We start from the raw sequence: 25,666 nt of genomic DNA, 5'->3' as shown, positions 1-25,666 counted from the left end.
TAAAACAGACAAAAAGCGATGCCTCCGGCGGCAAGGTGAGCCACCTTGAAAGCGGCTTACCGCTGCGATCTGCCCCTCGTGCCTCGGGTCAAATCACTGCGGCATCTTTCGTAAAAATCGTGCATTTGTTTTTTGCACGAGCCATCACAGGCCACCTTCTACGTACCGGCTGCCTTCTGGTTACCGGTTGTCTTCTGCTTACCGGCTGCGCCGCCAAAACACCCCCCGCCTACACACCGGACGACGCCATGGGCCATGGGCTTCCTCCGGCCCTCACAACCACACGCCCCGAGCCCAATCACCTCGCCCTGGCAAAGGAGATGATCGGCAAGGGGTATCACGACATCGCCCTGGTCCAGTTGGAAAAAGCCCTGACGATGAGAGGAGAAAAAGCTGAAATATATCACCGCATGGGCTGCTGCCACCGGGAAAAGAAAGCCTATGAAGAGGCCAAACAATGCTTTGCCAAAGCCCTTGCCATGGAACCGGACTACGCACCGGCCCACAACGATCTGGCCATGACACTTGACCTTACGGGTGACCCGGAAGCAGCACAGCGCCACTACAAAAGGGCCATTGAAATCAACCCCGCGCGTCCTGATTTCTACAACAACATGGGTTTTTCCCACCTGTGTGCCGGACATCTCGACCTTGCCCGGGACAGCTTCACCCGCGCCATCACTCTGGACGACAGCTTTTTCCTGGCCCGGCATAACCTTGCCCTCTGCCTGGGATTTGCAGGCAAAGAGGCCGAAGCCATGGCCCTGCTCAGCGAAATCATGGCCCCTGCCGAGGCCCTGAACAACATGGGCGCCATCCACACCCTGACACACAACCCGGAGCAGGCTGCAGACCTTTTTTCAAGGGCCCTTGCCATGGACCCAACCCTGCCCGCCGCCCGGAAAAACATCGCCGCAACCAAAGGAGCACCCAAAAAATGATCCCCTTCCGCCCAGCCTTTCTGGTGCTGTTGTCCCTTGTCGCCATCCTGCTTGCAGGCTGCGCCACTCCAAAGCACTTCTCCAACGAGTTCGGCCAGGCCTTCACCCAAACCTTTCACGCCCAGGTCATGAACCCCGACGCACCGGTCAATCGCGCCCCCGTCACCACCATGCCCGGAACCCTTGCAAACGCCATCTACAAAAACAAATACGAACATCCAATGAAAGAGGTCGACTCAGACTCCGATGCCAAGGACAGCGACGCCGACATCATGGCTGACTGATATGCATGGAAGAAAGCCTCCGGCGGCAAGGTGAGCCACCTTGAAAGCTGGTTGCGAATGCGCTTTCCCCCTCGTTCCTCGAGGAAAATCACATTCGCCTTTAATTTAGATTGGTCTTAATCTTTTCTCAAAAGATATTTATCCAACTTTTCAAACCTTTAGATCACACAAGGGCCGCCATAGGCAGTTCTTCTGCAAGCGTTCTCGGGGCATTCGCGTGATGTGTGACATGTGGCAACCAATTTTGAAGGAGATGCCCATTTTGGCCTTGATCATCGTTTCTGCCGCGACCTGCAAAGAGCCGATTTGTAGGGTGCACTCCGTGCACCAAAATCAAAGCCCGTCATACCCCGAACACTGCTGTAAAATCGATATCTTGGGCGACCCGGACACGGTGCACAGAGTGCACCCTACGGGCTGTCGGCCTTTTGGGACGGTGTCATGACATCCTGGCGGTGGCTCAAACGATGACCAAGACCGGATATTTCATGAGAAAACAACCAGCCAAAGCGGAAATTATATGATTTCGGAAGGCTACAAAAAAATGTCAGCTATTTTGAAAAAGCAAACTGTAAACAAGCGTTTGCTGTTTGATTTTCTCACCCTTCAGGCGAGCCGGGCAAGGCCCCCATTTCATTTCTCTGGAAACACGATGAAGGGCATTTGGGATTCGCTTGACTTTAACCGGAATAACTCCGGCAACAGCTTTTTAAGAGCTGAATAGTTACGCTTGTATGAAAAAAACACCTTGAAAGCGGATGACCATGCGCATGGTAATAAAAACAACAATAAATAGTCCCCAAGACCACGAGCAAGGCTCCATCGTCCTTGTGGTGGCCTTTTTCATGACAGCCCTGCTCATGATGCTCGCTCTGGTCATCGAATCCGGCTATCTCTTCAGCGAAAAACGAACCCTCCAGAACTGCGTGGACGCCGCTGCCATGGCAGGGGCCCTGCACCTCTGCGACGGAGACCCCGAAGCCCTTGCCCGCAAGGTCCTTGTCCAGAATCTTTTTCCGGAAAAAGAGGCCATGGAAGATCCTGCGGTTGATGAGGACTTCCCGCAAAATTACGAAGTGGAGATCACACGGGGATACTACGATGAGAACGACGCCTACGGTGATTTTCTCGCCTACAAAGAGTTTGCAGCCGAAGGAGACCCCGATTTTCCCGCCGACGAATACGTCAATGCCGTCAAAGTCGCCCTGACTGTCAGAGAAGCCCTTCTTATGGGGGAATTGGAAAAGAAAAAAAACGTCGACGTTCACGTGGTTTCCGTGGCATTTCGGCGGCGTTTCGGTATCCTGGCCCACGGGGGAAATCAGGGCTCGGACATTCGAACGGATCAAAAATGGCGTCGAAATCAATTGATTTTCGAAAACACGGGCGGTGTCCATGCCAACAGCGACATAAAATGCATAGAACCGGTGGAGGTCACCGGCAACACCCTTGTCAGCGCAGGAGGCCACATCGTCAACTGCCGTTCAGGAATCCAGGGGGCATCGCTAGTTAGGGATGTTCGCCCCATTGACTGGGAATATCTCAATAACAACGGCACAGTGTATACCGTAGACCAATGGCCGGGGCATTATGGGAGTAACGCTGCAGACTATGCCATACCAACCGAACACGGCAACAGTCTCTACAACCATGGCAATGGGAAATGGCCCCAATATTCTTTCGGTCTCCATGAGGGAGACCATCAAGGCCGAATTTACTACTTCAGTGATGCAAACGCCCCTGCCAATGCCACGTTATTTCTCAAATCAATCTCCAATGGGCGACACTACAATGCCCACAATTTCACCATAGCATCAGAGATACATATCGGTTTTGACGGGTCATTCGACTCATCTTCTTTCTCAATGGGCGGAGAAAACGAAAAAACGGTATACATATACTGCAAAAAGGATATTGGGGGAATAAACTATGCCGATAAATGGAGCCATTTATCATACAAAGTGTGTAAAGGGATCATCTTTCGAACAGAAAAAGACTTTCACCTAAGGATTGTTTCCAACGAAAACTCTACTGATTTCGGGAGAATACTATACTATTTTCTCAATATCATCGCAGAAGGCTCCATAACGTTCTATGGACTCAACACACACCTTGTTTCGAACACCTATGCCCTCAACGGCACCTTCGGCCCCCCCTGCAGTGCGGCCTTTCTCATGCACGGCCGACTTGAGCTATCCGACGATAAGAGCCGTTAACCCTAGCCAATACAAAAAACCACGACCCGTAGGGTGCATTTTATGCACCATGATCAAGGCACAGCAGCCGTCCATATTCCATCAGCATAAAAACGCCCGAAGTCTCCGGGCCAAAGGTGTTCCCTTATCATTCAAGTCCGCCTCCTCCCAGCATTCACCCCGACACCACCTTGGCATGGGATTCTCCCCGTTTCCGGGAAGGAAATCGGCCGGTGCAGATCTTTTTGAACTCCGACGGGGTGTAGCCTTCGAGTTTGCGAAAGACCCGGCAAAAATAGGATTGATCGTTGAATCCCACCTGGTAGCAGGCCTCCGACACGTTGAGGTTGTCTGCCACAAACAATTTTTTCGCCACATGGATTCGCCGCATGTTGAGGTATTCCTTAAAGGACATGCCTGTCTTGTCTTTGAAAATCCGCGAAAAGTGAAACTTGCTCATGCCGTTTGCCCGGGCCGCCTCCTCCAGGGTGATGGGGTTCATGAAGTTCCGGTCGATGAAATCGATGGATTTCTGCACCTCCAGGGAGACGCACCCCGGCATGACAGGGCTCGGGCCCTCTGAGGCTTTCCCCTGGTACAGGCTCTGGTAAGCCGTCCACACCCTGTCCAGGGACATTTTGTAAAAATAAGCCTTTAAAACAGGATACGTCTCCAGCATCTGGTGGAAGGCATCCCGCCTCACCATCAAAACAACCCCGGGGGTCGCCCCCACAGCGCTGGCGATGGATACCCCCTTGGGTTCAAAGGACATCAACCCGAAAAAATCTCCCCTTCGAAGGGAGCCGAAGGAAAGATCCCCACCCGTAAACTGTTTGATACGAAGTTCGATGCTCCCGGACACCACAAACCCCACCCAGGTCGCCACCTCATCCTGCACCACAAGCTTCTCCTGTTCGGCGAATCGATAGGACTGAAACGCCGAGACCACACGGTCAAGGGCCTCCGGGGAAAGCCTGCCGAAGGGCAGGTGCCGTTTCAACAACTCTCGCTCATTCATAGTGATACCTGTTTCATGAATCCCCATAAAAAAACCCCATACCGATGCATGCATCGATATGGGGAACCGTATTCATCCTCACCACAGATTCACATTCAGCAAAAGACCTTCCTCGAGGCCCTGGGAACGTTCGGGCAGACGGCGCCGAAAATTCCTCATCATGCTAAATCCATTCAGGCAGGTCTTCTGACTCCTCCCCCCTTTTAACGGCCTTCCCGGTTTGACCCAGTGGCACATCACGTTAAAAGGCATAACGAGAGTTACAGCGGCGGGACCGTTCCCGATTTTCACGGGATTCCCTCTTAGCCCGGGTCTCGGGATGTCACGAGATCAGGGCACCTGAACGTCTACCTAATTTTTTGGGTTGTTTCATTGTAACAGTATTAAAGATAAGACATCGGGAGCCTACCCCTGATACGTGCGGAAACTCTCCTCCGCCAAGGCTTTATTCACAACAGGCTCTCTTTTTCCAACCTGAATAGTTGATGTTATAATGATCTACACTCTTATTTGTCAAGTATAAAAGCAAACCCCGAACATGTTCTAAACTTCAAGAAAAACAGGTCAATTCCAACATTCACCAACAAGAGAACCCGAATGCTTTACAAGGCAAACCGTTTATAGGGGAAATCACGTGACGAAGGAGTCCCTCCCACCGGGAGACAACGCATAACGGCATGATAAAGATTCCGTATCGTCATGAACAAAAAGAGAAAATGAAGAGTACGTCTTGACGGCCCTGAGTCATCGGCCCGGAACATCGATCCTTTTTCTCTTGCGCTGTAAGATCAACACGCCCTATATAGGAACAACCGCTTTCGAAAACCCTTTGACCCGCAGGAACCCTTTTTCATGCACACCCCCCTTATGTATACCCTGATATTGTCCATTGCCCTTGCGCTCATCCCGCAATCGGCTTTGAGGGCTCACCCCCATGTCTTCATCACCAGCACCATGAATCTCTGTTATAAAGCTGAGCAGCCTGTGCGCCTGGATGTGGACTGGGCTTTTGACGACGGCTTTTCAGCCATGATCCTGGAAGACTACGACACCAACGGAGACGGCTCATTCTCTCCCAAAGAGCTCAGCACGTTGAAATCCGAAGCCTTTGACTACCTTTCCGAACAGCATTACTTCACCTTCATCACCCACAGCGGCACCAAAAACCACCCCGTCACCATCGCCTCCTTCCACTGCGAGGCAAAGGATGGCATCGTGGTATACCGATTTTCTATCCCCATTGCACCGCTACAGAACAAGGGGGAACCCCTGCGGCTCAGCCAGTACGATCCCACCAACTACTCGGCTCTGTTCCTCTCCGAGGACAACCCCGTCACCTTTTCCGGCGATGTCCCCCAGGGGGTCGGTTTCACTTTGAGGGAAAACACAGAAGAAACGTACTACTTCGGCATGCTTCACCCCATTGAAGCCGTCATTTCCCCCGGCGGAAAGGAAACACGCCCATGACCTCCCGCATGCGCACAGCGGCCCTGGCCCTCTTCACGTGGATCCTGTTGAGCCCCCTTGCCGCCCACGCCTTCGGCCCCCCGGACACCGCGCCGGGCCTTGGGACGCGCCTGGTGCACAAGCTCATCCTCATCCAGTTCCAGATGCGAAGCGAGATGGCCGCCACCTTGAAATCCTTTGCCGCCTCCCCGGACCTCTTTGCCCTGGCACCGCTTTTGGGGCTTGCCGTCCTCTACGGAGCCGTCCACGCAGCCGGTCCCGGCCACGGAAAGGCCGTGGCCACGGCCTACATGCTCCACGGAAACCGCAAAACCAAGGACGGAGTCCTCTTCGGCAACATCGTCGCCTTCAGCCACGGCCTCTCCGGGATCCTCACCGTGCTGTGCATCAAATGGTTCCTTGAAATCCGCATGACCACCGGCCTGAAAGACGCAACCAGGCTTACCAGCCAGGTCAGTTTTTCCCTTGTCATCCTGCTCGGGCTCTTTCTTTTGATCTCCGGTATCTACGAAGCCGCACGCCCCAAGCCCCATCAGGAGAGTGCCCCGAAAGCCGGGGGCCTTCTGGCCGCTGTGGCCTTCGGCATGGTCCCCTGCCCAGGCGTCGTCACGGTCATGCTCCTTGCCATGGGCCTTCACCTCACCTACCTGGGCATCCTCATGGCCTTTGGTATTACCCTGGGCATGGCCCTGACCATCTCCGCCGCCGTGATCCTCGTGGTGGCAGGAAAAAACGCCGGGCTGAAAGCCTCCACGACCCGGGGAAGACGCCTCCCGGGAATCCTCACCGCCGTCTCCGGCATGGCGCTCACAGCCCTGGGAGCCTTGATGCTCACCGGACTTTAACCCTGATGAGGAGCAGAGCCCATGGACTCTTTTCTCTCGAAACGCTTAGAAACTTATGACAAATGGCTCAAGGCACGACGGATCTCCCACTCATCACGGGTGGTTCCCGTCTCCGAATCGGTTCAGGAAAAACAGTGGGTGCTCCCCACAGAGCAGGTGACGGAGATCGTGCGCACGGCAAAAACCGTGGCGGTTCAGGCATGCGAATGCAGGGCCCGCTACAAACGGTGCAACAACCCTCTCGAAGTCTGCCTGCTATTCGACGAAATGGCTGAGGCATGCATGGATAAAGGGGAAGCCCGCCGTGTTGAGTTTTCTGAGGCCAAGGAGATCCTGAAACACGCCAACCGGTGCGGCCTCGTTCACTTGGCCCTGTACAGGCCGGACCATGCGCTGTATGCCCTGTGCAGCTGCTGCCCGTGTTGCTGCCATGAGCTGCAGATCATTCGCGACTCCGGGCGAAGGGAACTCATCGCCCATTCAGACTATGTCGCCGTCACCCAGGTGGACGATTGCGTTCACTGCAGGGAGTGTGTGGACCGCTGTGTGTTTGGAGCCCGAGAATTTGAGAACGGGCATATGATATTTCATCCCCACGCCTGCACAGGCTGCGGCCTCTGCGTCACCACCTGCCCCACCGGGGCCATCTCCTTGAGCGAGTCAACACGGCCCATGCCCCTTTCATCCCCCCGAAGGGGGTAAACAAAAAAACACCTCCCCGGGCCCCATGCCCGAAGAGGTGTTTTTTGTGCACGGGGCCGTAAACAACCGGCCCCGAGGGAGGGAATCATGTCTTGTTGTTCAGCGTCAGGATGCTCTCGGCGATCTTGACCTGCTTGTCGATGCCGCTGGGGTCGCTCACGATTTTGTAGAACTTAAGGGAGACGCTGGCCGTGCCCGAGATGGGCAGGTCCCCGAGCCAGATACAAAAATCCAGGTCCGTGTCAAAGGTCGCCGTGGTGCTGGCGTTGAGTTCCTTGTTCTCCACGGGCCCCCGGTTGACCTTGAACCCGTCGAAATTGCTGCTCCCGATCTGGAACTCCCCGTCCATGGGGTACTCCCCGCTGAACACAACCTTGAAAACCAGGTTTTCCGGAGCCGAGAGCTGGCTGTAGGCGTAGTGGGCCTGAAAATCCGGGGCGTCGCTGATCTGTGCCGCGATATCGATGGCCACATCCCCGTTCTCATCCGGGGCAACAGATGTCACGGCTGCGTAGCTTGCCGTCTGCTTGCCGGCCAGGCTGTAAAAACTTCCCGTGGCCCCGGCGGCCACATCGATCCCCTTGAACCTGATGGTTGCGTCTATGGTATTCATGGCCTTCTCCTTTGCATCTTATATGGTCGAAAGAGTCATGGCATGCCCATGGCCGTGCCTGTCGTTAAACCAGGTCAAAGTTGATGTTGCCGCACTCCACCTCCTTGCCGATGGGAATGTCCCGGGACGTGGCGTGAAGCTCGTTGTGGGCCAGCCACTCAAGGACCTTGGGATGGGGCTCGTCGTGCATCATGATGGGCAGGGCCGTTGTGTAGAGGCTCAGGGTGTCGTCGTCGGTGACTTCGTTGATCTTCAGCTGCCACTTGGTGTCGGAGTTGGGGGGGATGCCGTTGAACCACACGCTCACCGAGATGTTGGTCATGAACTGGGCGGGCAGGTACCAGTGCCCCCCGATGTTGTCGTTGGGGTTGGTCACATCGGCTTTGGGCTTTGTGAGGGTGTCCACAGGGTTGTCGTAGCCCGGAGGCAGCTCGATGACCGTGCCGCTGGTAAACTGGAAGGACCATCCCACGGGCACGTTGGTGCACTTGATGTACAGGTTGTACAGGTGCGGAGGATCCACGGGGTCCCCGGGAATCTGGATCTTGTGGCCTGTGGTCTGGGTCAGGTCCGGGCTGTCCGATGCCACGTAGACCGTGTTTCTCCAGGCCCAGTTGCCCCTCTGGGCCAGCCAGTCGGACCAGGCCGCGGCGCTCTCGAAGTTATCCTCCGGCACGCCCTCGGAGGGATCAATGGAGTCCGATGCCTGGGCCACGATACAATAGTGGGTATCGGGGTCCGGCGTGGTGGGCTCCCAGCGAAAAGCGTCTTCGGTGTTGGCCACGATATCGCCCTTGTTCTCCGCCTTGACCTTCACCCCGTCCGCGTTGGAGGAGGTGCGCATGTAGTTGTCCTTCCAGATGGACGGCAGCAGGATCAGGTTGCTTTGGGCCCAGTAGGCGTGCAGGTACTTCTCCTGGGCCGTGCTGCTGATATTCTTTGCCCGGATATAAAAGTAGTTGCTCACGTTGTTAAAGATCTTATTGGAGTACCCGTTGCTGTAATTGGCCGGGTCCACGTACTGTTCGGGGTTGTCCGGGGGAACGGAGCCCGAGCAGATCACGTCCGGGGAGCTTGAAGTCACTTTCCTGGGCAGGCTCCCGTCGTCGGACAATGAGGTTCTCAGGAGCAAGCCATCCCATGTTGAGTCTGCCATTTTGACGCCTCCTTGGTTGTCTGTTGGTGGGGTGAACCCCACATCACAATTGGTCTGCTTCGTACTTCTCGATCATGTAGCGCAACAGGTCCTCCCTCAGGGTGAGCAAGGCCTTGTACTCCTGGGAGCCGTAGGTCTCCGCTGCGGTAAGAAACGCCGTCCACCAGGGCAAAACAGTCCCCAGCACACCGACATCCGAAGAGTCCGTGCCCAGGGTCCGGGCCACGGCGCTGCCGATCTCTTCGGGGGTGGGCGTGTCCGTGTCCACGAGCTTTTCCACGATCTGCGTCAGCCACACGTTGAAATCCAGGTTGGCCGGGGGATCGATGTTGGGAGGCTGGGTCTCGGACTTCACGGGCTGGAATTTCGCCGGGATCCGGCTCACGAAGGTCACCCGGTACAAAATGCGCCAACAGCCGTTTTCGGCCACCGACGCCTGCCTCAGGGCCACGGCGTTGGCATCCACGCTGTTGTGGAGCCAGTTGGGATCCATCACCGTAGAGAACAGGGTCTGGAAATTTTCCTCGGACGGGGTGAGGTAGAAGGCGAGGTACCGGTAGCCGTCCACCTTGCCCGGTGCCAGCTCGGAGGTCATGCCGTCGAGGTGGGGGTTGCCACCCTGCTCGCTCACGATGGGGGCCACCAGGGTGCTCTCCGCGTTGGCCGAGCAGCTCAGGTCAAAGGATTGGGACGCCTCCTTGGCCTTGGTGGCCGTTTTTTCAAGGCTGACGTTGAACATCAGGTCAAACTCGGCCAGGGGACCGATGGGCTTGTTGATCTTGGTCTCCACAAAGAGCCCGCCCCCGTTGTCCACCAGTTCCACCCCGGAGAAGGTCTCCGAATACGTGTCCATCACCGAGGTCTGCTCGGCGTAGGTGGCACCGCTGGACGACCAGACATAGGTGTTGACGATATTGCGGTTGGAGATCTTGCGGGACCAGTCAAAGGCCGGGTTGTCCTTGATCTTGGCCGTAAAGTCCTCGATGGTCATGCCGCCGTCCGTTGCGAACTGCTCGTAGTAGCCCTCCAGCTCCTTTTCCTTACGCTCGATCTTGCGCTTGAGGGAATACGCCTCCACAGGCTTGAAGTAACTGCCCCGGACCAGGTTGGCGTCCGGGTAGTCCGGGTCGTTTTCCAGGCCGATCTTGCCGTCCAGGGTGCCCTGCTTGATGTAGCGGTTGTTGATGGGAAAGGGGATGAGATTCATGTCCTCGGGAATGTCTTCGTTGGGCACCACGCTGTACCGCACAGGCGTCCGCGTCCCCTTGATGGCAAGCATATAGAGATCCGCGGTGCCGGACTTGACGATGGCCACCCCGGCGTTGTCCGTGATAAACCGGAGCCCCACGGCATCGTTGACCATATCGGAGATGCTCTCCCAGGAACCCCCGGGCCGGAAGGCGCTGATCTTGCTGATGGAGGTGCGGTTCTTAAGGGAACTCTCCTGGATCGTGGAGTTGGACAATTCAAAGCTGTGCTTGCCGCCCCCGGAGATCCCGTATTCGAACAGGGTGGTCTCCGCCTCCACGCCCAGGCCCACCGAACTCTTCACATCCCCTTCGCTGATGATCCCCAGCTTGCTCCCGTAGGTCAGACGCGAGCCGTCGTTCTGGGATGCGGAAAAGCTGTACTCCACCTCGCTGGCCTCGGTCATGTCCACGGAGGTGGCCCCGGCATAGTTGCTGTTGTCCGAGGCAGGATAGTTCCAATAAGGAAAAGTCTGGTTCTCGCTGGGCAGCGGGGGCGCTCCTTCGATAAACCCGATCACCGAGGGCTTTGTCTGCACCTGGCCGATGTAGATGGTGTCCAGGTCCCCTACCTTGAACCCGGTGTAGAGCACCTGCTGGCCGCTTCCTTTGTCCTCATAAATATAGGCCCGTTTCATGACGCTGAACACATCGCCGTAGGCGTTGACCTGGAGATCGCTGTACTCAATCACCGAGGGCTGCCCCGTGATGCGGGCCAGGGCCAGGGTCTTGATGCCGTTCAGGGCATTGTAGACCACGGGCGCCTCATTGCTGATGGGAGCGTCCGAAGCAATCCAGGCCGGGCCCGTGGCCACATCTGCCGGAACAAAGGTGCCGGTGTTGCCCCGGCCGGTCCGGTCCCCCACCTCCAGGCCCGACCCGCTGTCAAAGCGCCAGTAAGCGGCAAGGTTCGTCTCCGCGCCGGAGAGGGTGCGGTTCATGTTGTCGGAGATCTGCTCCCCTGTGAGCTGGGCCTTCCAGATCCTCACCTCGTCCATGCCCCCTTTCAGGGGATACCGGGACGCATTGCTCACCAGGGAGGTTCCCAGGGTGAAGGTGCCCTGGTCGCCGTAGCCACCCAGGTCCGCCACCGGCACGTTCTCCACGTTGGACTCGCCCCCGTCCACATAAAAGACGGTGGTGGCGATCTCGGGGAAGAGCTGCCACAGCTCCCCGCTGGTGATTGTGGCGTTGTTCACGTCCTTGCTGTCAAAGGCCGTCTGGCCCTTCATCTCGGAAAAACGCCAGTAGGAAATCAGGCCATCGGAGTTAACGGGCGGCCGGTGGGTAAGAAAGGCCTCACGGATTTCATCGGCCTCCAGTACCCGGTTCCAGAACCGGACCTCGCCAATCTTGCCGTGGTAGATCTGGTTGAGCTTAGGGGAACCGCACAGGTAGAGATGCTCGTCGGACTCCCTGGTCTGGACCGGCTTGTCGAAGTCCTCTTTTTTAAAGGAACCGGACAGGGCGCCGTCCACGAAGAGATTGAGGTAGACCCCGTATTTCTGGGGCTTGGCCGGCTGCCCGTCCACATACTCCTGGTCGATGCTCCGAATCTCGGCGGTGGCCGTCAGGTAACCGGTCTGCCCCCCCGCGATGGCCGAAGAGGCCTTGACGGTGAGGGTGTGGGCTGCATCCCCCGACTCGATGGAGAGCTCGAAAAAAGCGGTGCCGTCGGGGTAGAGCCCCAGGGTGTAGCTTCCGTTCTTGGAGGCGATGATCCGGTAGATCCCCGCTTCCACGGCCGGTTTCACCCAGGCTTCCATGGCCCCTTTTTCAACGATCTTGAGACTGGAGTCGCCGCCGCAGTCCACGTAGTTTTCGTCGATCATTTCAAGGCAGAAACCCTGACGGAAAACAAAGGCCGAATGGGTCCAGGCCTTGCTGCCGGTGTCCTTTGCCACCAGGGCTTCCTGCTCGTTGGCCGCAAAGGGGCTCATGAAGAGCCCCCCGTCCTGGCTCCAGGAGGAGTTGTCCAGGTTCTGGTAGGTGCCGTTGTATTCGGAACCCAGGTAACTGGAGTTACTGGCCACCATGGTGTCCAGGCCGTCGTTTAAGTTCAGGCAGACCAGGGGCGGGTTCACCACCTGGGAGACCCCGCTATCGGCCAGACGTTCCATGGAGATGGGATCCAGGGCCCGGGGCCAGAGGGCGAGCTGGTTGATCTTCATCTGCATGCCGGTATCCAGGTACCCGCCTCCGTAAAGCGTGCCCAGGGAATCCGTGAAGTTCTGGGTCACCGTGGCCGAGCCCTGGTTCTTCCCGTCCACATAGAGGATGATCTCCACCTCGGTGTCGCTGACGGTACGCAGGGTCATGCCCACGGCCGTCCAGGTGTCGGTGGGGGCCGACCCTGAGATCCTTTTTGTTCCGGCAAAGGAGACGCTCAGGCTGCCGGAGGTATCCGAATAGACCCGCAGGTACTCTTTCACCAGCTGGTTGGTGGTCATGCCGAAGAGGTCGCCGTCGTCCCGGGCCGACGAATCGATGCGGACAAAACCGTGGAGGGTGATGTCGTTGGGCGTGCCCTCGTTGAGGATGATGGAGGAGTAGACCGTGGTGCTGGCCCGAAAACTCGGCACATACCAGTTCTCGTACCCCATCATGTACTGAAAATCCTTGTCCGGGTTGTCCACGTTGCCGTGCACATGGTAGCTCAGCAGCTTTGAAATGGTCTCACCGCCCGTGGGGGGAACCGGGCGTCCCCAGGCCTCCAGGGTGACATCGCCGTCAATGGCCAGCACCTCGCTGGGCATATGCCCCCTGGAGACATCAAAGGAGACGTAATTGGGGGACGAGGTTGTTTTGTTGACCTCCAGGGCAAAGCGGTTGGGCTCTTTGATCCAGCCGCCGTCGGTACCCTGGGTAAGGGCCGGGGCCTGGGCGGTGTTTTTCACCACGGCCACGGCGCCGTTGGTGGGCGTGGTGTCGGCCACGGCGGCAAAAAGCCCGGAGCCCTCGGAGAGCACCGTTACATCTGAGCCTTTCTGGCTCTTGCCCTGCTGCTGGATGGTGGCAGTGGTCTGGGCAAGGGGAACGACCCGGGATTCGGAGTCGATGTTTCCGGTGAAAAACTGGGCAAAGAGCATGGCCCCGGCAAGGATATTCTCGGTGGGGGCCTTGCTGTCCTGATTGGACACGTGGGCCAGCAGCCCGTCGGTGACGGCCATGACCCAGGGCGCCACGTTGGCCAGGTACCCGTCTGGGTAGTGGCCTGCCTCCCCCTGGCCGTTGAGCAGGAGCGCCATCTCGTTCTGGTCCCGGCTGATCCCTGGAAACGCATAGCTTGCCCCACCGGCCGTGACGGTCATGTCGCAGTCGGCCTGGCCTGTCCCGGCGATTTGCACCGCAAAATCGCTGATGTGGCTCTTCTGGACAAACACGGTCAAAAGGTTCGAGGCTTCGGCCCTCAGACTCAGGCTGGCATCCAGGTACTGGACGTCGCAGTTGGAAAAACCGGCATCGCTGTAGTCGTAGGAGGAGGCGCTGCCGTTCATCACGTCCACGAACTGCCTGGCCCCCACGGGCACTGCGGTCCAGGCCTGGGTGATGGACTGGCTCCCCGAGGGGTTTGCGGCCCAGTGATCGGGGTTGATGGTGAGGTTGACGTTCACCGTACCCGGGACAGCCGAGGCATTGTCGAGGATCTCCACCGAGCCTAAGGGCAGCCCGCTTTCAAAACGGGTCATAAAGACAAAGTGCTCCGGGGAACTCGCATTGTCCGAAGGAGCCCAGACGCCGGGATAAAGGCCCGCGTAATCAAAAAACACCGTGGCCCCGGAACTCAGGGTGCTGTCGTTGGGCGACCCCGAGGCATCCCCTGCAAAGACCGACACCAGACGGTCCAGGGACCTCGGGACCCCTTTCCAGGTCTCGGTGGTACCCGACACGGTATGGGTCATGGTGACATCGCAGTGTGCAGTGGAAAAGGAGTTGGCAACAGAAATCGTGGCGCTATTCACGTAGGAACCCGGCCGCACGGCCATAAAGGTGACCAGGCCCTCCTGACTGTCATGGGCGGCGTCCGCGGCCCAGTTGGCGTAAAAGGAGGCCCGGGAGGTGTCCAGGGCGTAGTGCGCCACGGCAAACTCATCGGTATCGTGGTCGGCATAGTAGAGGTGTACCAGGCCGTCTGAGCCCTCCATGAGATAGGGAGACGATGCCGGGGTCAGAAAATCCGCCACCCCCGCGTAGATGCTCAGGTTGTCCTTGTCGATGACCAGCTCCCCGGTGGTGTTCGTGCCCAGCGGGCTGTTGGACGGTTCCAGGGTGGCGCCGTATACTTCGCCTTTCACCGTGGACCCCGAGGTGCTGTTGGGCGTCACCGGCGGCGACTGCCCGTAGTCGACCTCGTTGAACTCAAAAGAGCAGACCTCGCTTCCGCCCACGGAAACGACAGTCCTGTCGATGAGCCCCACAAAGCCGCTTCCCTGGGCGCCGATGGATGAAAGGGCCGTGCCCGAGGGCTCGGCATCGACGGTGACATCGCTTAAGGGAGCCCCGCTGCTGTTAATCGTCAGGGTAAAGGGGTTGGCCCCCTTGCCACTGTAGGTCACCTCCACATGGAACCAGTTGTTGACCGACACCAGGGGCTGAAGGGTCTGGCAGGAGATGCGCTTCGTGCCGTCACCGAACCCCACCTCCAGCCGGGCCCCGTCCACCAGGGCGAGGTAGGGGGCGGAGGATGCCTCGGCGCTGGCGTCGATGCTGCCGATGATAAACTGCTTTCCCGCGGTGGCGGCCTTGGGATAGATCCAGGTGTTGAACTGAAACGCCCCCCTGATCTCCAGGGGGTTGGGCGAAGGAGAAGCAAGCCCCACCCGTGCAATGTCACTGAAAGCAAGGGTGTAGTTGGCCTCGCTGATGAGGGAGGCCGTCAGCTCGTCCGGGATATCGGCCAGGGTCCCGGCCGCCGACACCGCAGCGTCCACCAGGGCCGTGGAGACCGTGCCACCGTGGGTCCCTGCAAAGGCCATCATGAACCGGCCGGAGCGCTTAACGGAAGAGGTCTCCCCTTCGGGGCCCACCACCTTCTCCTGCTTGGTGTAAAAAGAGGCGGCCGGAGCGCCTGTCACATCAAAGGAGACATCCGACCCGTTTGTCACCTTCACCGAAAAACTCTTATCCGGGTGCAGTTTGTTGTCGGTGCCCACGGTTTTCCCGGTGAGGTCAAAGAGGTTGTTTCCATCGGCGGGAATGTTGTAAAGGTCGATTTTTTTGGAGGTGTTGTTGAGCACGGTAAACTGCCAGCAGAACCGATCCGAATTCATCACGGGCAACAGAGAGACGTCAAACTCCCCTGCGGTCATGTCCGTCACCATGCTCAGCTCGATGGTGGGCTCAAGGAAGGGCTTGCCCTCGGGATCCAGATACGCCTGGATGTCTTTTTCGTTGGCGGGTACATCCTCCTTGCCGCTCTTTTCAAAGCGCACCTCCCATGCGGGCTGGAGGGAGAACTCTGTGACATCGGGGTCCCGCCGCGACGGGCTGCTCACCAGGGTAAACCGGTTCACGTAAAGGGTGCCGTAGGTGGACTGGCGAAAAATGGAGATGTACTTCTCATCGGAGACCACGCGAAAAGGGGCCTCGGCAGGCGAAATGGACAGGGACTCGGATTCGTCCAGGGTGATCAGGCTCATGCCGGCGGGCCGAAGCTGTGTGGTGAACACAACGGGCTTGAAGCCGGTCCAGTCAAAGGCGTCGTTTTCAGAGGTGGTTTGAAGGTCCAGGACGTTGAAAAAAATCTCCGTGGAGCTCTCATCCGCCGTGTTCCTGTTTCCAAAAACCACGACCCGGCCCAAGTACGACAACGTGACAAGATTCTTGAAATAAACCGCCATGCCTTTGCCCTCCATAGAAAGAGTCCGACGTTGGGTTGTGGGTGTGCGTCGCAACAGTCCCGTCGCGTGTCGGCGCAGGACGGCCATCGCCCCTATGTTCCATACACCGGCGAATTTCGCGAACAGATTATTTTTTAAGGATATTTCTCAAAGCAGGACACCGAATCCCATCCCGTAAGGACCACCTTGGATAGCGGACACCAACCCGTCGCCGGCAGCCCCCCGCCCCTATCGTACCGGGGCGAGGAGCCTTCATGGCAAGGCATCAGGAAAGTCTGCCGGGGGGTTTTATCTTATCCGGGATATACAACCGCAGGGATCCTCCATCATGGTTCGCAGATGACATCGCGACAGAAGTAATTTCTGCGAAACAGGGAGCGCAAAGAGCACCCAGACACCACAACAGATCAAACAGCATTTAAAAAGGTTGGATATAAAAAAAGCACGAAGCACTTGGTGTGAAATTCACTAATTCTCGTAAGCATTAACATAGATTATTTAACGAATCAATCATTAATCACAGACAGAAATCAAATACGTCATTCAGGTTGTACACCAGAAATACTCACCGTGCCCATCAGGGGTCGAAAATTATCATCACTCAGAAGGGAACATCCCGCCAAACAATAAATCCGGCTGAGCACAGGTTTCTACAGATCAGGCAATGCACAAGTCAAATATTCAGAACATACCCTTGCTCCACACTTTTTTAACATGTTAGCTTTACAGGCATAAAAAAAAATAACTCTCCTGCGATTCCAAGGAGAGACAAACGACAACATCACAGGGAGCAGCACCCATGACAACGACAAAAAAGATACTGTTCGCATCGGGCATCCTCCAGTTTGCACTGGCGCTTTTTCAAGCGGGAATAGCCTTCTCCCCCTCCCTCAGCCTCTATTTCGGAGCCCCGGAGTCACTCGTGGGCAGCAGGCTGGCCCTCATGGGAACGAGCTTTTTCGTGAGCGGGCTCCTTATTCTTTTCGGGCTGTACGCCCTGTCCGGAGCCGGAGCCATCAGGCCACTGCCCTGGTTACGACAGGTGCTGGCCGTCATCGGCGGGATCTACCTTCTCCGGGGCCTTGTCCTCATCCCCGAGGTTCTCGTCATTGCGGGTGTTGTGGTGGCCGCAATCCCCATCGCGCCGAGATTCGTGGTCATGTCGGCCTGCGCCCTTGCAGTGGGGAGCCTTTTTGTGGCGGGAACCGTCGGCGGCTGGGCCAGCCTCAGCCCCGGCGGCGATGCGACTCCATAACAGCCACAAAAGAATCCAGAACACTGACGCCGCCTTTGTCCGCCCAGACCGCCGCCACCTCAATTTCCGGTAAGGGCTCTACGATGGGCAGGTAGGTCACCCCTTCGCGACCCAGGCGCCGGGTGGACTCCGGCACCGGACTCACCCCCATGCCCGCGGCCACCAGAGCAATGGCCGTAAGGCGCCGGTTGGTCTCCTGCACCATACGGGGCCTCATCCCCGCCCGGGTAAACGCTCGGACAATTTCGTCATAGAGCGCAGGCAGGTTATCACGCTTGAACATAACCAGGGGCTCGTCGGTGAGTTCTCCCAGGCTGATCTCGGTTCGCCCGGCCAGGGGATGCCGGTCCGAGAGGGCCAGCACGTAATTTTCCTTGATGTATGTCTTCTTGCAGAGCCCGCTTAAGTCCTGATTGTGATACCGGATAAACCCGATATCCAAGGTCCCGTTCCTTACGGATTTCAATTGATAGTTGGTGGTCATCTCCTTGAGCTCCAGATGAACCTTTGGAAACCGTTGCTTATAGTCCAGGATCACCTCCGGCAACAGGCTCTGGTTGATGATCACCACAAAACCGATGGACAGCGAACCCTCCTCACCACGGGCCATGGCCCGCACGGTATCGCCCGCCCGCTCAAGCCTTTCCAGGATGGCTTTCGCTTCTTCCTTAAAAAAAACACCCTCCGGGGTCAGGGCCACCGACCGACTCGTCCGTTCAAACAGCCTTGCCCCAAGTTCCTCTTCCAGCTGCTTGACTTGCTGGGACAAGGGGGGTTGCGAAATATTCATGCGACGGGCCGCGTTGCCGAAATGCAGTTCCTCGGCCACGGCCAGAAAGTATTTCAGTTGCCTCAGTTCCATACACGATTGCTCCTTCGCTCCCTTTAAAACCCAGAGAGGTTATCTCAAGGGGAGATCGATTCGAAAATCATATGAATCACAACACAAACATATATTAGACATATCAATACAGCACATTGTATGTAAGGAAGCAACCCAGCCCGGTTATTTCATGAGAAAACGATCAGATAAAAGCAATGAGGCATTGGTGCATTCGGTATGACCGAATAAATCAAACGCCCCAAAATGCAATTCTCGGTTTTCTGCTCTATTTCCTCACCCTCCGGGTGAGTCAAACGCGCTTATAGCGTTGCGTTATCAGGTCCTTGATGTAAATCGCTACATCTGCAGCCCTGATTCCTTACAGATAAGCACACCCAACTCGTGAAACATCCGGGCCAAGACCATGAAATGAGGAAGACAATGATCAGTTATTCACGCTTTGCCACACGCTGCTGTTTTCTCCTGGGCCTTGCTGTTGCCTGTTCTTCCATCACCCTGTCATGCCGTGCCGATGAATCGTCTCCGGCCCCACGGCCACCGGCTGCCAGGGTCTCTTTTACCAAGGCAACCCAGGCCCCGCCGTCTGCCGTCACCATGGATCGACGCGGGAACCTTTACATCGCTGATCCGGTGAACGGCCAGGTGGTCCTGATGTACCCTGATGGTTCGCAGGTCCTTTTTGCCATGGGCCTGCGGACGCCCACCGGCATGGCCGTCGATTCAAAAGGGCGGCTCTATGTGTCCGAAGGCTCCCACGGCACCATCCAGTGCATCCGCCCCAACGGAATAAAAACCCTGGTGGCCGAAGGATTGTGCAGGCCGTCGGCCATTGTCATTGATCGTGACGGGGATCTCATCGTGGCCTGCCCCGGAGATGGAGCCATCGCAAAAATCAAGGGAGTCAGCGCCATCCTCGCAGACGCTCTGTAGCGAGGTCCCTTGAGGACCTCCCGCGGCCTGTGCTAAGAACTGAAGCAGGGGTGCCCTGCAATGTAAACGGTACGGCAGGTGCACCCCGATACCACAACGTCATAAGCGCACAGGACGCAGGAAAATGGGACCAGGCGATAAAAAGGTCAAGGAGTTAAAGGACAAGATGGATGCCCTGGGGATCAAGCCCGGTGACATCGACGAGACATTCATCCGCTCATCGGGCAGGGGCGGGCAACGCCTCAACAAGGTGGCCTCCTGCGTTCACCTGAGACACCGGCCCACCGGGATCATCGTCAAATACGGTGCGAAGCGGTCCCAGAATCTCAACCGATTCTTAGGGCTCAGGCTCCTTGTGGAAAAAATAGACGAGACCCTCCACGGCACGTCCCGGACCGATGCGGCAACGGAAAAATTAAGGCGTCAAAAGCAGAGGCGAAAGCGTCGAAGCCGATCCAAGTACACGTCGTGACGCCAAACCACCATGCGCACACCGTATTCTGTACGGCCAATACCGAACGGATAGCATCCACCCAGGCCACGTTCTTCACGCTGCAAAAGCGAATCCCTGCCCCATGAAGTGGCCGTTGAGCGGCTTTCATTCGCCCTCTTATCATTGAAATTTTCTATTTATCATCAACAGAACATCAATATAAGCGTTTTGACATCCCCTCCCGAGTTTTCTATTTTCCTCCCATTCCACAGGCAATCACCCTTGCAGAACCGCTTTCAGAACCCTGTCCCTTCGCCGTTGTGCGGAAGGGGTGTTGGTCTCGAATCGCTATGTAAGGACAAAACCGCCTGAAAAAAAACCAACACGCAGCTCTATCTACGTCCATACACGAATGGAAGCACCCTTACCCATGACCGGAGGCATACAGATGAACAGCCGTCACCTTACACGAAAAATGATGAAAACAGCTGCTGCGACGCTGCTGATGGCCCTTTGCATAGGATCAGCGGTCCATGCGGCCCAAAAAAAACTGCCGAGCCTTTACATGGGGTACATCTTCACCACCCACCACACGCCCCTCATGGTGGCCGCCATCAAAGGGGAAGCTTTCAAAGCCTCCGGTGCCTACCTGGCCCCCATGGTACCCAAGCAGAAGTACAAGCTCATGGCCGCGGACGGCACCCCCCTTGCGGTGATCAACCTCATTGTGTCCAAAAACGGGTCCGAGACCGCCACCCTGTTCGCCATGAACCGCCTTGATTTAGGGCTGGCCTCGAGCACAGCCTTTATGAGCGGCATCGACAAGGGAACAAAGGTCAAAATCCTCTGCCCCCTGCACGTGGATGGCCTGAGCATGGTGTTTCCCAAGGGTCGCAACATCCACGGATACGACGAGGTGGCCGCCGCCATCAAAGCGTCCAGGCTCCCCTTTAAAATCGGCTACCACTCCCCCACCAGCGCTCCCCGGATTGTCTTTGAAGGGGCCTTTCGCAAGGCAGGGTTCACCACCACGGGCAACCCCAATGATATCAACGCCGACATCCTCATGGTGGACCTCAAGTCCACCGCCAACCTCATCCCCGCCCTGGTCAGCGGGCAGGTGGACTGCTGGGTGGGCCCCGCCCCCCACCCTGCCGTGGCAGCGTTCAGGGAGGTCGGTTATGTGGCCCTCAATTCAAGGGATCTCCCACCCCGGGGCCAGTGGACGGACTTTCCATGCTGCGTGATGGGTGCCAGTGAAGAGCTCATCGCCACACGCCCTGACGTGGTCCAGTCCATAACAGGCCTCATGACGGCCGCCTCAAACTGGAGCAACGCAAAAAAAGCAGAGACTGCCGAAATTTCCGCAACCTGGATCGGTGTGCCTGCCCCGGCCGTTGAAAAATCGTCCATCATCTACACCACAGACCCGACAAAAAACTGGCTCAAAGGTGAAGCCATTTTCCTTTCCATGCTCAACAGCATGAACAAATTCAGCGGCGTCCTTAAGGGTACGGACCTCAAAACCGCCGCTCCCATTCTTTATGATTTTTCTTTTATAGAAAAAAACCTGGTCCATTAACTCCCCATACCAACGGATCCGGCACCACCTGAAATGACGCCGGATCCTACGCCTGGATTCAGCATGAAAAAAAATGCATTTTCCCTCTCCCTGCCCTTTCTTGCCCCGGCCCTGTTTGCCCTTGCCTGGGTCGTGTTTTCCCAGCGGGTCGCCAACCAGGTCATCCTGCCCGGCATGGATCAGGTGGCAAAGCTTCTGGCACACCCCACCCATGACCTGATCAGCATGGGCTCCCTGACAGGCAACGTCCTGGTGAGCCTGACCCGGGTGGCCATCGGGTACACGGTTGCTGCCGTCATCGCCATCCCCTTAGGTATCGTCATGGGGTACTACGCAACCGTGTTTCGATTTTTCAACGGTTTTTTAAACCTCTTCCGGCCCATTCCCCCCCTGGCCTGGGTTCCGCTGGTTATGGCGTGGTTCGGCGTCTCCAGCCTGGCTACCCTCACAGGGGTTGAGATGGGCCAGCTCTTTGTTACGCTGAACAACATCACATTTGCCATGCTGTTCATCATCGCCATCGGGGCGTTCTTCCCCATCCTCACCGCCACCATCCACGGGGTAAGGCATGTCAGCCCCACCCTCATCGACTCGGCCCGGGTCCTTGGAGCAAGCGAGGCCCAGGTATTCACCCGGGTCCTCGTTCCCGCCGCCATGCCGGCCATCATCACCGGCATGCGCATCGGCCTGGGCATCGCGTGGATGTGCCTTGTGTCCGCAGAGATGCTTCCGGGCTCCCTTTCCGGCATCGGGTACATGATTACCCACGCCTTTACCCTGGCCGCCACAGACATCGTCATCGCCGGCATGGTCTCCATCGGTGTTGTCGGGGCGTTGATGGATATGATCTTTCACCGCATTGAAAAGAAAAAATTCAGCTGGCAAAGGCAGTCCAACCCATGACCCACACGCAACAGAACATCGTCACCATAGAGAGCCTGTCCAAAACCTTTACCACGAGGCGCGGAGAAACCGTCACAGCGGTCACCGACATCAACCTGGCCATGGAGGAGCACTCATTTACCTGCATTGTGGGGCCTTCGGGGTGCGGCAAGTCCACCATCCTGCGCATCGCATCGGGCCTTGAAAAGCCCTCGGAGGGAACGGTTCACTACCGGGGTGTCCCTGTCACCAAGCCCTGCGAGCACATCGGCCTCGTATTCCAGGAGTACTCCCTGTTTCCCTGGCTCACGGCCCGTGACAACGTCGCGGCGGGTTTGAAATTTGCCGGTATCGACAAGGCCACCCGTCACCATGAAGCCATGGCATTTCTTGGCATGGTAGGCATGAAGGACTTTGCCCGCGCCTACCCCCACGAGCTGTCCGGGGGCATGAAACAGCGGGTGGCCATTGCCCGGGCCCTGGCTACCAACCCGGACCTGTTGTTCATGGACGAGCCCTTCGGCGCCCTGGACGCCCACACCCGCATCCTCCTGCAGCAGGAGCTGCTCAATGTCTGGGAGATGACCCGCAAAACCATTGTCCTGGTAACCCACAGTGTGGACGAAGCGGTCTTCCTGGCCGACCGCATCGTGATCATGACCGGAAGCCCCGGAAGGATTCGAAACACCCTGGACGTGGACCTGGAGCGCCCAAGGCGCCGCTCCATGCCCCGCTTCGGAGAGCTGACGGATCATATCCTCAAAGAGCTGGAGCCCGAGCGATAAGAAGTTAAGAATTAACAAAAATGCCTCCGGCGGCAAGGTGTGCCACATTGAAAGCTGGTTGGGACACCTGGGTGTAGTAGAGTGCATTCCATGCACCAGAACCGAGGCGAAACGCTTAGCCAGCGTCGACAGCAGCATGTCGGCCTTGGGGTCACCGACCATGGTGTACGGAGAACCGGAATCGTCGGGCTTGCGAAGGCATCCGGGTCCTAACAGGCCTTCGTTCTCCGGGCACCAAGTTATTCCGACGTCACTCTATTGAAATCTTAAGTGCATGGGCCACTCACCTTAAAAGCAAATTGAGAACCGTCACTGGTATCGCCGGAATCATCACAAAAAAAAGCCGCCCCCTTTCTCTCAAAGGGTGCGGCTTTTTTGTTTGTCTCTCAGCGTCCCGAAGGAAAATGCTTATCCTCCAGAGGTACTTGCAGGCTCGGGCTGCTCAAAGGGTTGTTTCTCCTTGGTCAGGTCCTTTGTGCCGGTTCCGGGCATCAACTCAAACCCCAGGTCAAACTGCACCAGCATGGTCTTGAGCTCATCAAAAGGCTTCTTGTCCCCCACCAGCTTGGCCTTGCCGTTTGTGATCTGGTCTTCGAAAGAGACGGCGCCCATCATGACCTGTACCAGGTCTTCCCGGTTGATCGTAATGGTCAGGTCGGGGTCTTCGGCCTCATACCCCTTAATGTTGGTAAGGGTGGCATTGCTTAACTCCACGGCAAATTTCTCGTCGTTGTCCGGAGTGATCAGGTTGATCGTAAAAGCTTTGCCAGCCGCTTTGGAGCTGTCCAGCCGGATGGCGAGAAAATCGAGCCAGAGCTCGGTGGACATGGCCTCCACCACATCGGGACCGGATGTGGAGGGAGTCGCCCCTTCGGGGATGCCGTTTCTCAGCTCATAGGCTGCAGCCAGGAAACTGTTTCGCACGCTGGGGCTCTCCTTTTGGTACCCGATCTGCTCAAACACATCCGCCAACAGGTCTTTGGCTTTCTGGTTCTGGGGCTCGGCGTAGACCAGCTTGTTCAAGATCTCCTGGGCGTGCCTGTATTTTCCTTCGTCAAAAAGGGCCTTGCCTTTGACCATGATGGCCTCTGCACCGCCCATCATCTCCACGTACAGGGGCGCAGAATCCTCGGGGGACAGGGGGATCAGGGTGGTGGGGTTGGCGTCCCAGTAGCCGAGGTACCGGTTCACCACCGCACGGCTGTTATGCTCCACCGACCCGTGGTAACTGCGCGCCGCCCACTGCATCTCCAGGCTCTCGGGGACTTTGTACACGTTATGGATCTGGTTGATGGTGACCCCCTGGTTGGCCAGGTGAAGGACGCCGTTGTTCAGGTTGGCATAAGTATCCCGCTGGGTCCGCATCACTTCCTGGATGCGCTCGTTGCCCCAGCGCGGCCAGGAGTGGGCGGAGAACATTACTTCGGCTTCCTGGCCGAACATGTAAAGGGCCTTGTTGATCTGCTTGGACCACTCCAGGGCGTCCCGGACCAGGGCCCCTCGCAGGGTGTAGATGTTGTGGATGGTGCCGGTGATGTTTTCGGCAGCCCAGAAAGCCTTCATCTCGGGGAAATAGGTGTTCATCTCGGCGGGTGCCTCGGTGCCGGGGGTGTTCTGGAACACCATCTTCACCCCGTCCACGGTCAGCTCTTCAATATCCTCCTTGATGATCACATTGGGAGGAATGAGCCCCAGGGTACCTGCCGCCGTGTTCTTGCCGATGGCCTGGTCCACATGGCCGAAGGGACTACGCGGCAGCAGCACGCCGTACTGGAAAAAAAGGCGCCGGTTCATGGCATTGCCCGCATACACGTTCTCTGCAACCGCGTGCTCCATAAAACCGATGGGGGCGATTACCTTGACCTTGCCGCTTTGAACGTCCGCCTCATCCACCACCCCCCGCACCCCGCCGAAATGGTCGGCATGGGAATGGGAGTAGATCACGGCAACCACCGGGTACTCACCCAGCTGCTCGGTGACCAGTTTCAACGCGGCTGCGGCGGTCTCCTTTGCCGTCAAGGGGTCAAACACGATCCACCCGGTGTCCCCTTTGATGAAGCTGATGTTGGCCAGGTCAAAGCCGCGGACCTGGTAAATTTTATCCTTGAGGATTTCATAGAGCCCGTAGTTCATGTTGATGATGGCCTGACGCTGAAGGGACGGGTGGATGCTGTCGAAATCTTCCCCGTCAAGGAGCCACTGGTAACTGCCCATGTCCCAGGCAATATGACCGGCCTCGGCCTTGATCTGCATGTAGTCAGGGGCTGCGATAAACCCTTTTTTCGACTCTTCGAAGTCCCGGGTGTCGTCAAAGGGGAGCATTTCGCGCTGCTTTTTCTGGTGCTCAGCCGTAAATGTGGACGGCTGCTTGCCCTTGGGGTCGAAATGTCCCCCCTCCCCCATGGCCGTTTGACCGGCTGCCGCGGCTTCTGTGGCTTCTGCCATCGACATATCAGCAGTTTCTTCACTTGCCGCATCCATGTCAGGGGCGTCGGACTTTCCCGACGAACAGCCCGCAGCAAAAGACAGGCCGGTAATCACCAAGCACACCAGAGCAGCACGCCAGATAAAAACAAAACGATTCCTTTTCATTGGGTTCTCCTTTTTATGGGGCCGGATGGCAGGACGTCACCGGGGCTCATGCACG

19 protein-coding genes and 1 riboswitch are annotated in these 25,666 nt (G+C 57.2%); of the genes, 13 read left to right on the top strand and 6 right to left on the bottom strand.

The annotated features are described in order from the left end of the window. The first annotated feature begins 125 nt into the window (after positions 1 to 125). The 4 genes from BLQ12_RS17240 (at position 126) to BLQ12_RS17225 (ending at position 3,441) form a co-directional block, all read left to right on the top strand. A complete protein-coding gene (locus tag BLQ12_RS17240) occupies positions 126 to 941 on the top strand; it encodes a tetratricopeptide repeat protein (RefSeq protein WP_175469893.1) in 816 nt (271 codons plus the stop codon). Further along, complete coding sequence (locus tag BLQ12_RS17235; protein WP_092212328.1) at positions 938 to 1,225, top strand: hypothetical protein; 288 nt, start codon at positions 938 to 940, stop codon at positions 1,223 to 1,225. The genes BLQ12_RS17240 and BLQ12_RS17235 overlap by 4 nt, the downstream gene beginning before the upstream one ends. A gap of 520 nt (positions 1,226 to 1,745) precedes the next feature. Then, positions 1,746 to 1,949, top strand: coding sequence for a hypothetical protein (locus BLQ12_RS17230; RefSeq protein WP_092212326.1), 204 nt, complete (start codon positions 1,746 to 1,748; stop codon positions 1,947 to 1,949). Positions 1,950 to 1,995: 46 nt separating this feature from the next. Then, a complete protein-coding gene (locus BLQ12_RS17225) occupies positions 1,996 to 3,441 on the top strand; it encodes a pilus assembly protein TadG-related protein (RefSeq protein ID WP_139164017.1) in 1,446 nt (481 codons plus the stop codon). Positions 3,442 to 3,595: 154 nt separating this feature from the next. Here BLQ12_RS17225 and BLQ12_RS17220 read toward each other — a convergent pair whose 3' ends face one another. After that, complete coding sequence (locus tag BLQ12_RS17220; RefSeq protein ID WP_175469892.1) at positions 3,596 to 4,438, bottom strand: helix-turn-helix domain-containing protein; 843 nt, start codon at positions 4,436 to 4,438, stop codon at positions 3,596 to 3,598. A gap of 159 nt (positions 4,439 to 4,597) precedes the next feature. Beyond that, a riboswitch (cobalamin riboswitch) is annotated at positions 4,598 to 4,796 on the bottom strand. 494 nt (positions 4,797 to 5,290) lie between these two features. On the opposite strand from BLQ12_RS17220, the gene BLQ12_RS17215 reads away from it, so the two are divergent. From BLQ12_RS17215 to BLQ12_RS17205, 3 genes are read left to right on the top strand one after another with little or no spacing between them, the layout of a single operon-like run. Then, positions 5,291 to 5,905, top strand: coding sequence for a DUF1007 family protein (locus tag BLQ12_RS17215; protein ID WP_092212320.1), 615 nt, complete (start codon positions 5,291 to 5,293; stop codon positions 5,903 to 5,905). Next, a complete protein-coding gene (locus tag BLQ12_RS17210) occupies positions 5,902 to 6,750 on the top strand; it encodes a HoxN/HupN/NixA family nickel/cobalt transporter (protein ID WP_092212318.1) in 849 nt (282 codons plus the stop codon). The genes BLQ12_RS17215 and BLQ12_RS17210 overlap by 4 nt, the downstream gene beginning before the upstream one ends. A 21-nt stretch (positions 6,751 to 6,771) precedes the next feature. Next, positions 6,772 to 7,452: a 4Fe-4S binding protein gene (locus BLQ12_RS17205; RefSeq protein WP_092212316.1), complete on the top strand. Its 681-nt coding sequence runs from the start codon at positions 6,772 to 6,774 to the stop codon at positions 7,450 to 7,452. A gap of 85 nt (positions 7,453 to 7,537) precedes the next feature. Here BLQ12_RS17205 and BLQ12_RS17200 read toward each other — a convergent pair whose 3' ends face one another. The 3 genes from BLQ12_RS17200 to BLQ12_RS17190 form a co-directional block, all read right to left on the bottom strand. Continuing rightward, positions 7,538 to 8,065, bottom strand: a complete 528-nt coding sequence (locus BLQ12_RS17200; RefSeq protein ID WP_092212314.1) for a hypothetical protein — start codon at positions 8,063 to 8,065, stop codon at positions 7,538 to 7,540. A 64-nt stretch (positions 8,066 to 8,129) separates the two neighbouring features. Continuing rightward, positions 8,130 to 9,221 carry a hypothetical protein gene (locus BLQ12_RS17195; protein WP_092212312.1) on the bottom strand — a complete coding sequence of 364 codons (1,092 nt, stop codon included), beginning with the start codon at positions 9,219 to 9,221 and terminating at the stop codon, positions 8,130 to 8,132. A 43-nt stretch (positions 9,222 to 9,264) separates the two neighbouring features. Next, complete coding sequence (locus tag BLQ12_RS17190) at positions 9,265 to 16,308, bottom strand: LamG-like jellyroll fold domain-containing protein (protein WP_175469891.1); 7,044 nt, start codon at positions 16,306 to 16,308, stop codon at positions 9,265 to 9,267. A gap of 799 nt (positions 16,309 to 17,107) precedes the next feature. Here BLQ12_RS17190 and BLQ12_RS17185 point away from each other — a divergent pair. Continuing rightward, entirely contained in the window at positions 17,108 to 17,563 is a 456-nt protein-coding gene (locus BLQ12_RS17185) for a hypothetical protein (protein ID WP_092212308.1), read from the top strand. On the opposite strand, the gene BLQ12_RS17180 is transcribed toward BLQ12_RS17185, so the two are convergent. Beyond that, complete coding sequence (locus BLQ12_RS17180; protein ID WP_092212306.1) at positions 17,535 to 18,425, bottom strand: LysR family transcriptional regulator; 891 nt, start codon at positions 18,423 to 18,425, stop codon at positions 17,535 to 17,537. The two genes, BLQ12_RS17185 and BLQ12_RS17180, sit on opposite strands and share 29 nt — an antisense overlap. Before the next feature lie 402 nt (positions 18,426 to 18,827). On the opposite strand from BLQ12_RS17180, the gene BLQ12_RS17175 reads away from it, so the two are divergent. The 5 genes from BLQ12_RS17175 (at position 18,828) to BLQ12_RS17155 (ending at position 23,019) form a co-directional block, all read left to right on the top strand. Next, the gene (locus BLQ12_RS17175; RefSeq protein ID WP_092212304.1) at positions 18,828 to 19,337 is read left to right on the top strand and encodes an NHL repeat-containing protein; all 510 of its coding nucleotides are present in this window, start codon (positions 18,828 to 18,830) and stop codon (positions 19,335 to 19,337) included. A gap of 124 nt (positions 19,338 to 19,461) precedes the next feature. Next, on the top strand, positions 19,462 to 19,809 hold the full coding sequence (locus BLQ12_RS17170; RefSeq protein ID WP_092212302.1) for a peptide chain release factor family protein: 348 nt from the start codon (positions 19,462 to 19,464) through the stop codon (positions 19,807 to 19,809). A gap of 409 nt (positions 19,810 to 20,218) precedes the next feature. Continuing rightward, on the top strand, positions 20,219 to 21,352 hold the full coding sequence (locus BLQ12_RS17165) for a CmpA/NrtA family ABC transporter substrate-binding protein (protein WP_092212300.1): 1,134 nt from the start codon (positions 20,219 to 20,221) through the stop codon (positions 21,350 to 21,352). Between the two features lie 63 nt (positions 21,353 to 21,415). Next, positions 21,416 to 22,255, top strand: a complete 840-nt coding sequence (locus tag BLQ12_RS17160) for an ABC transporter permease (protein WP_092212298.1) — start codon at positions 21,416 to 21,418, stop codon at positions 22,253 to 22,255. After that, positions 22,252 to 23,019 (top strand): ABC transporter ATP-binding protein, encoded by a 768-nt coding sequence (locus tag BLQ12_RS17155; RefSeq protein WP_092212296.1) that lies wholly within the window; start codon positions 22,252 to 22,254, stop codon positions 23,017 to 23,019. The genes BLQ12_RS17160 and BLQ12_RS17155 overlap by 4 nt, the downstream gene beginning before the upstream one ends. A gap of 408 nt (positions 23,020 to 23,427) precedes the next feature. Here the strand turns inward: BLQ12_RS17155 and BLQ12_RS17150 are convergent, their stop codons facing one another. Next, complete coding sequence (locus BLQ12_RS17150; protein ID WP_217640340.1) at positions 23,428 to 25,464, bottom strand: alkyl/aryl-sulfatase; 2,037 nt, start codon at positions 25,462 to 25,464, stop codon at positions 23,428 to 23,430. Between the last annotated feature and the right edge of the window lie 202 nt (positions 25,465 to 25,666).

The sequence above is a fragment of the Desulfoluna spongiiphila genome (assembly GCF_900101345.1).
Classification (GTDB): Bacteria; Desulfobacterota; Desulfobacteria; order Desulfobacterales; family Desulfolunaceae; genus Desulfoluna; species Desulfoluna spongiiphila.
This window is presented reverse-complemented; position numbering and strand designations above follow the sequence as displayed.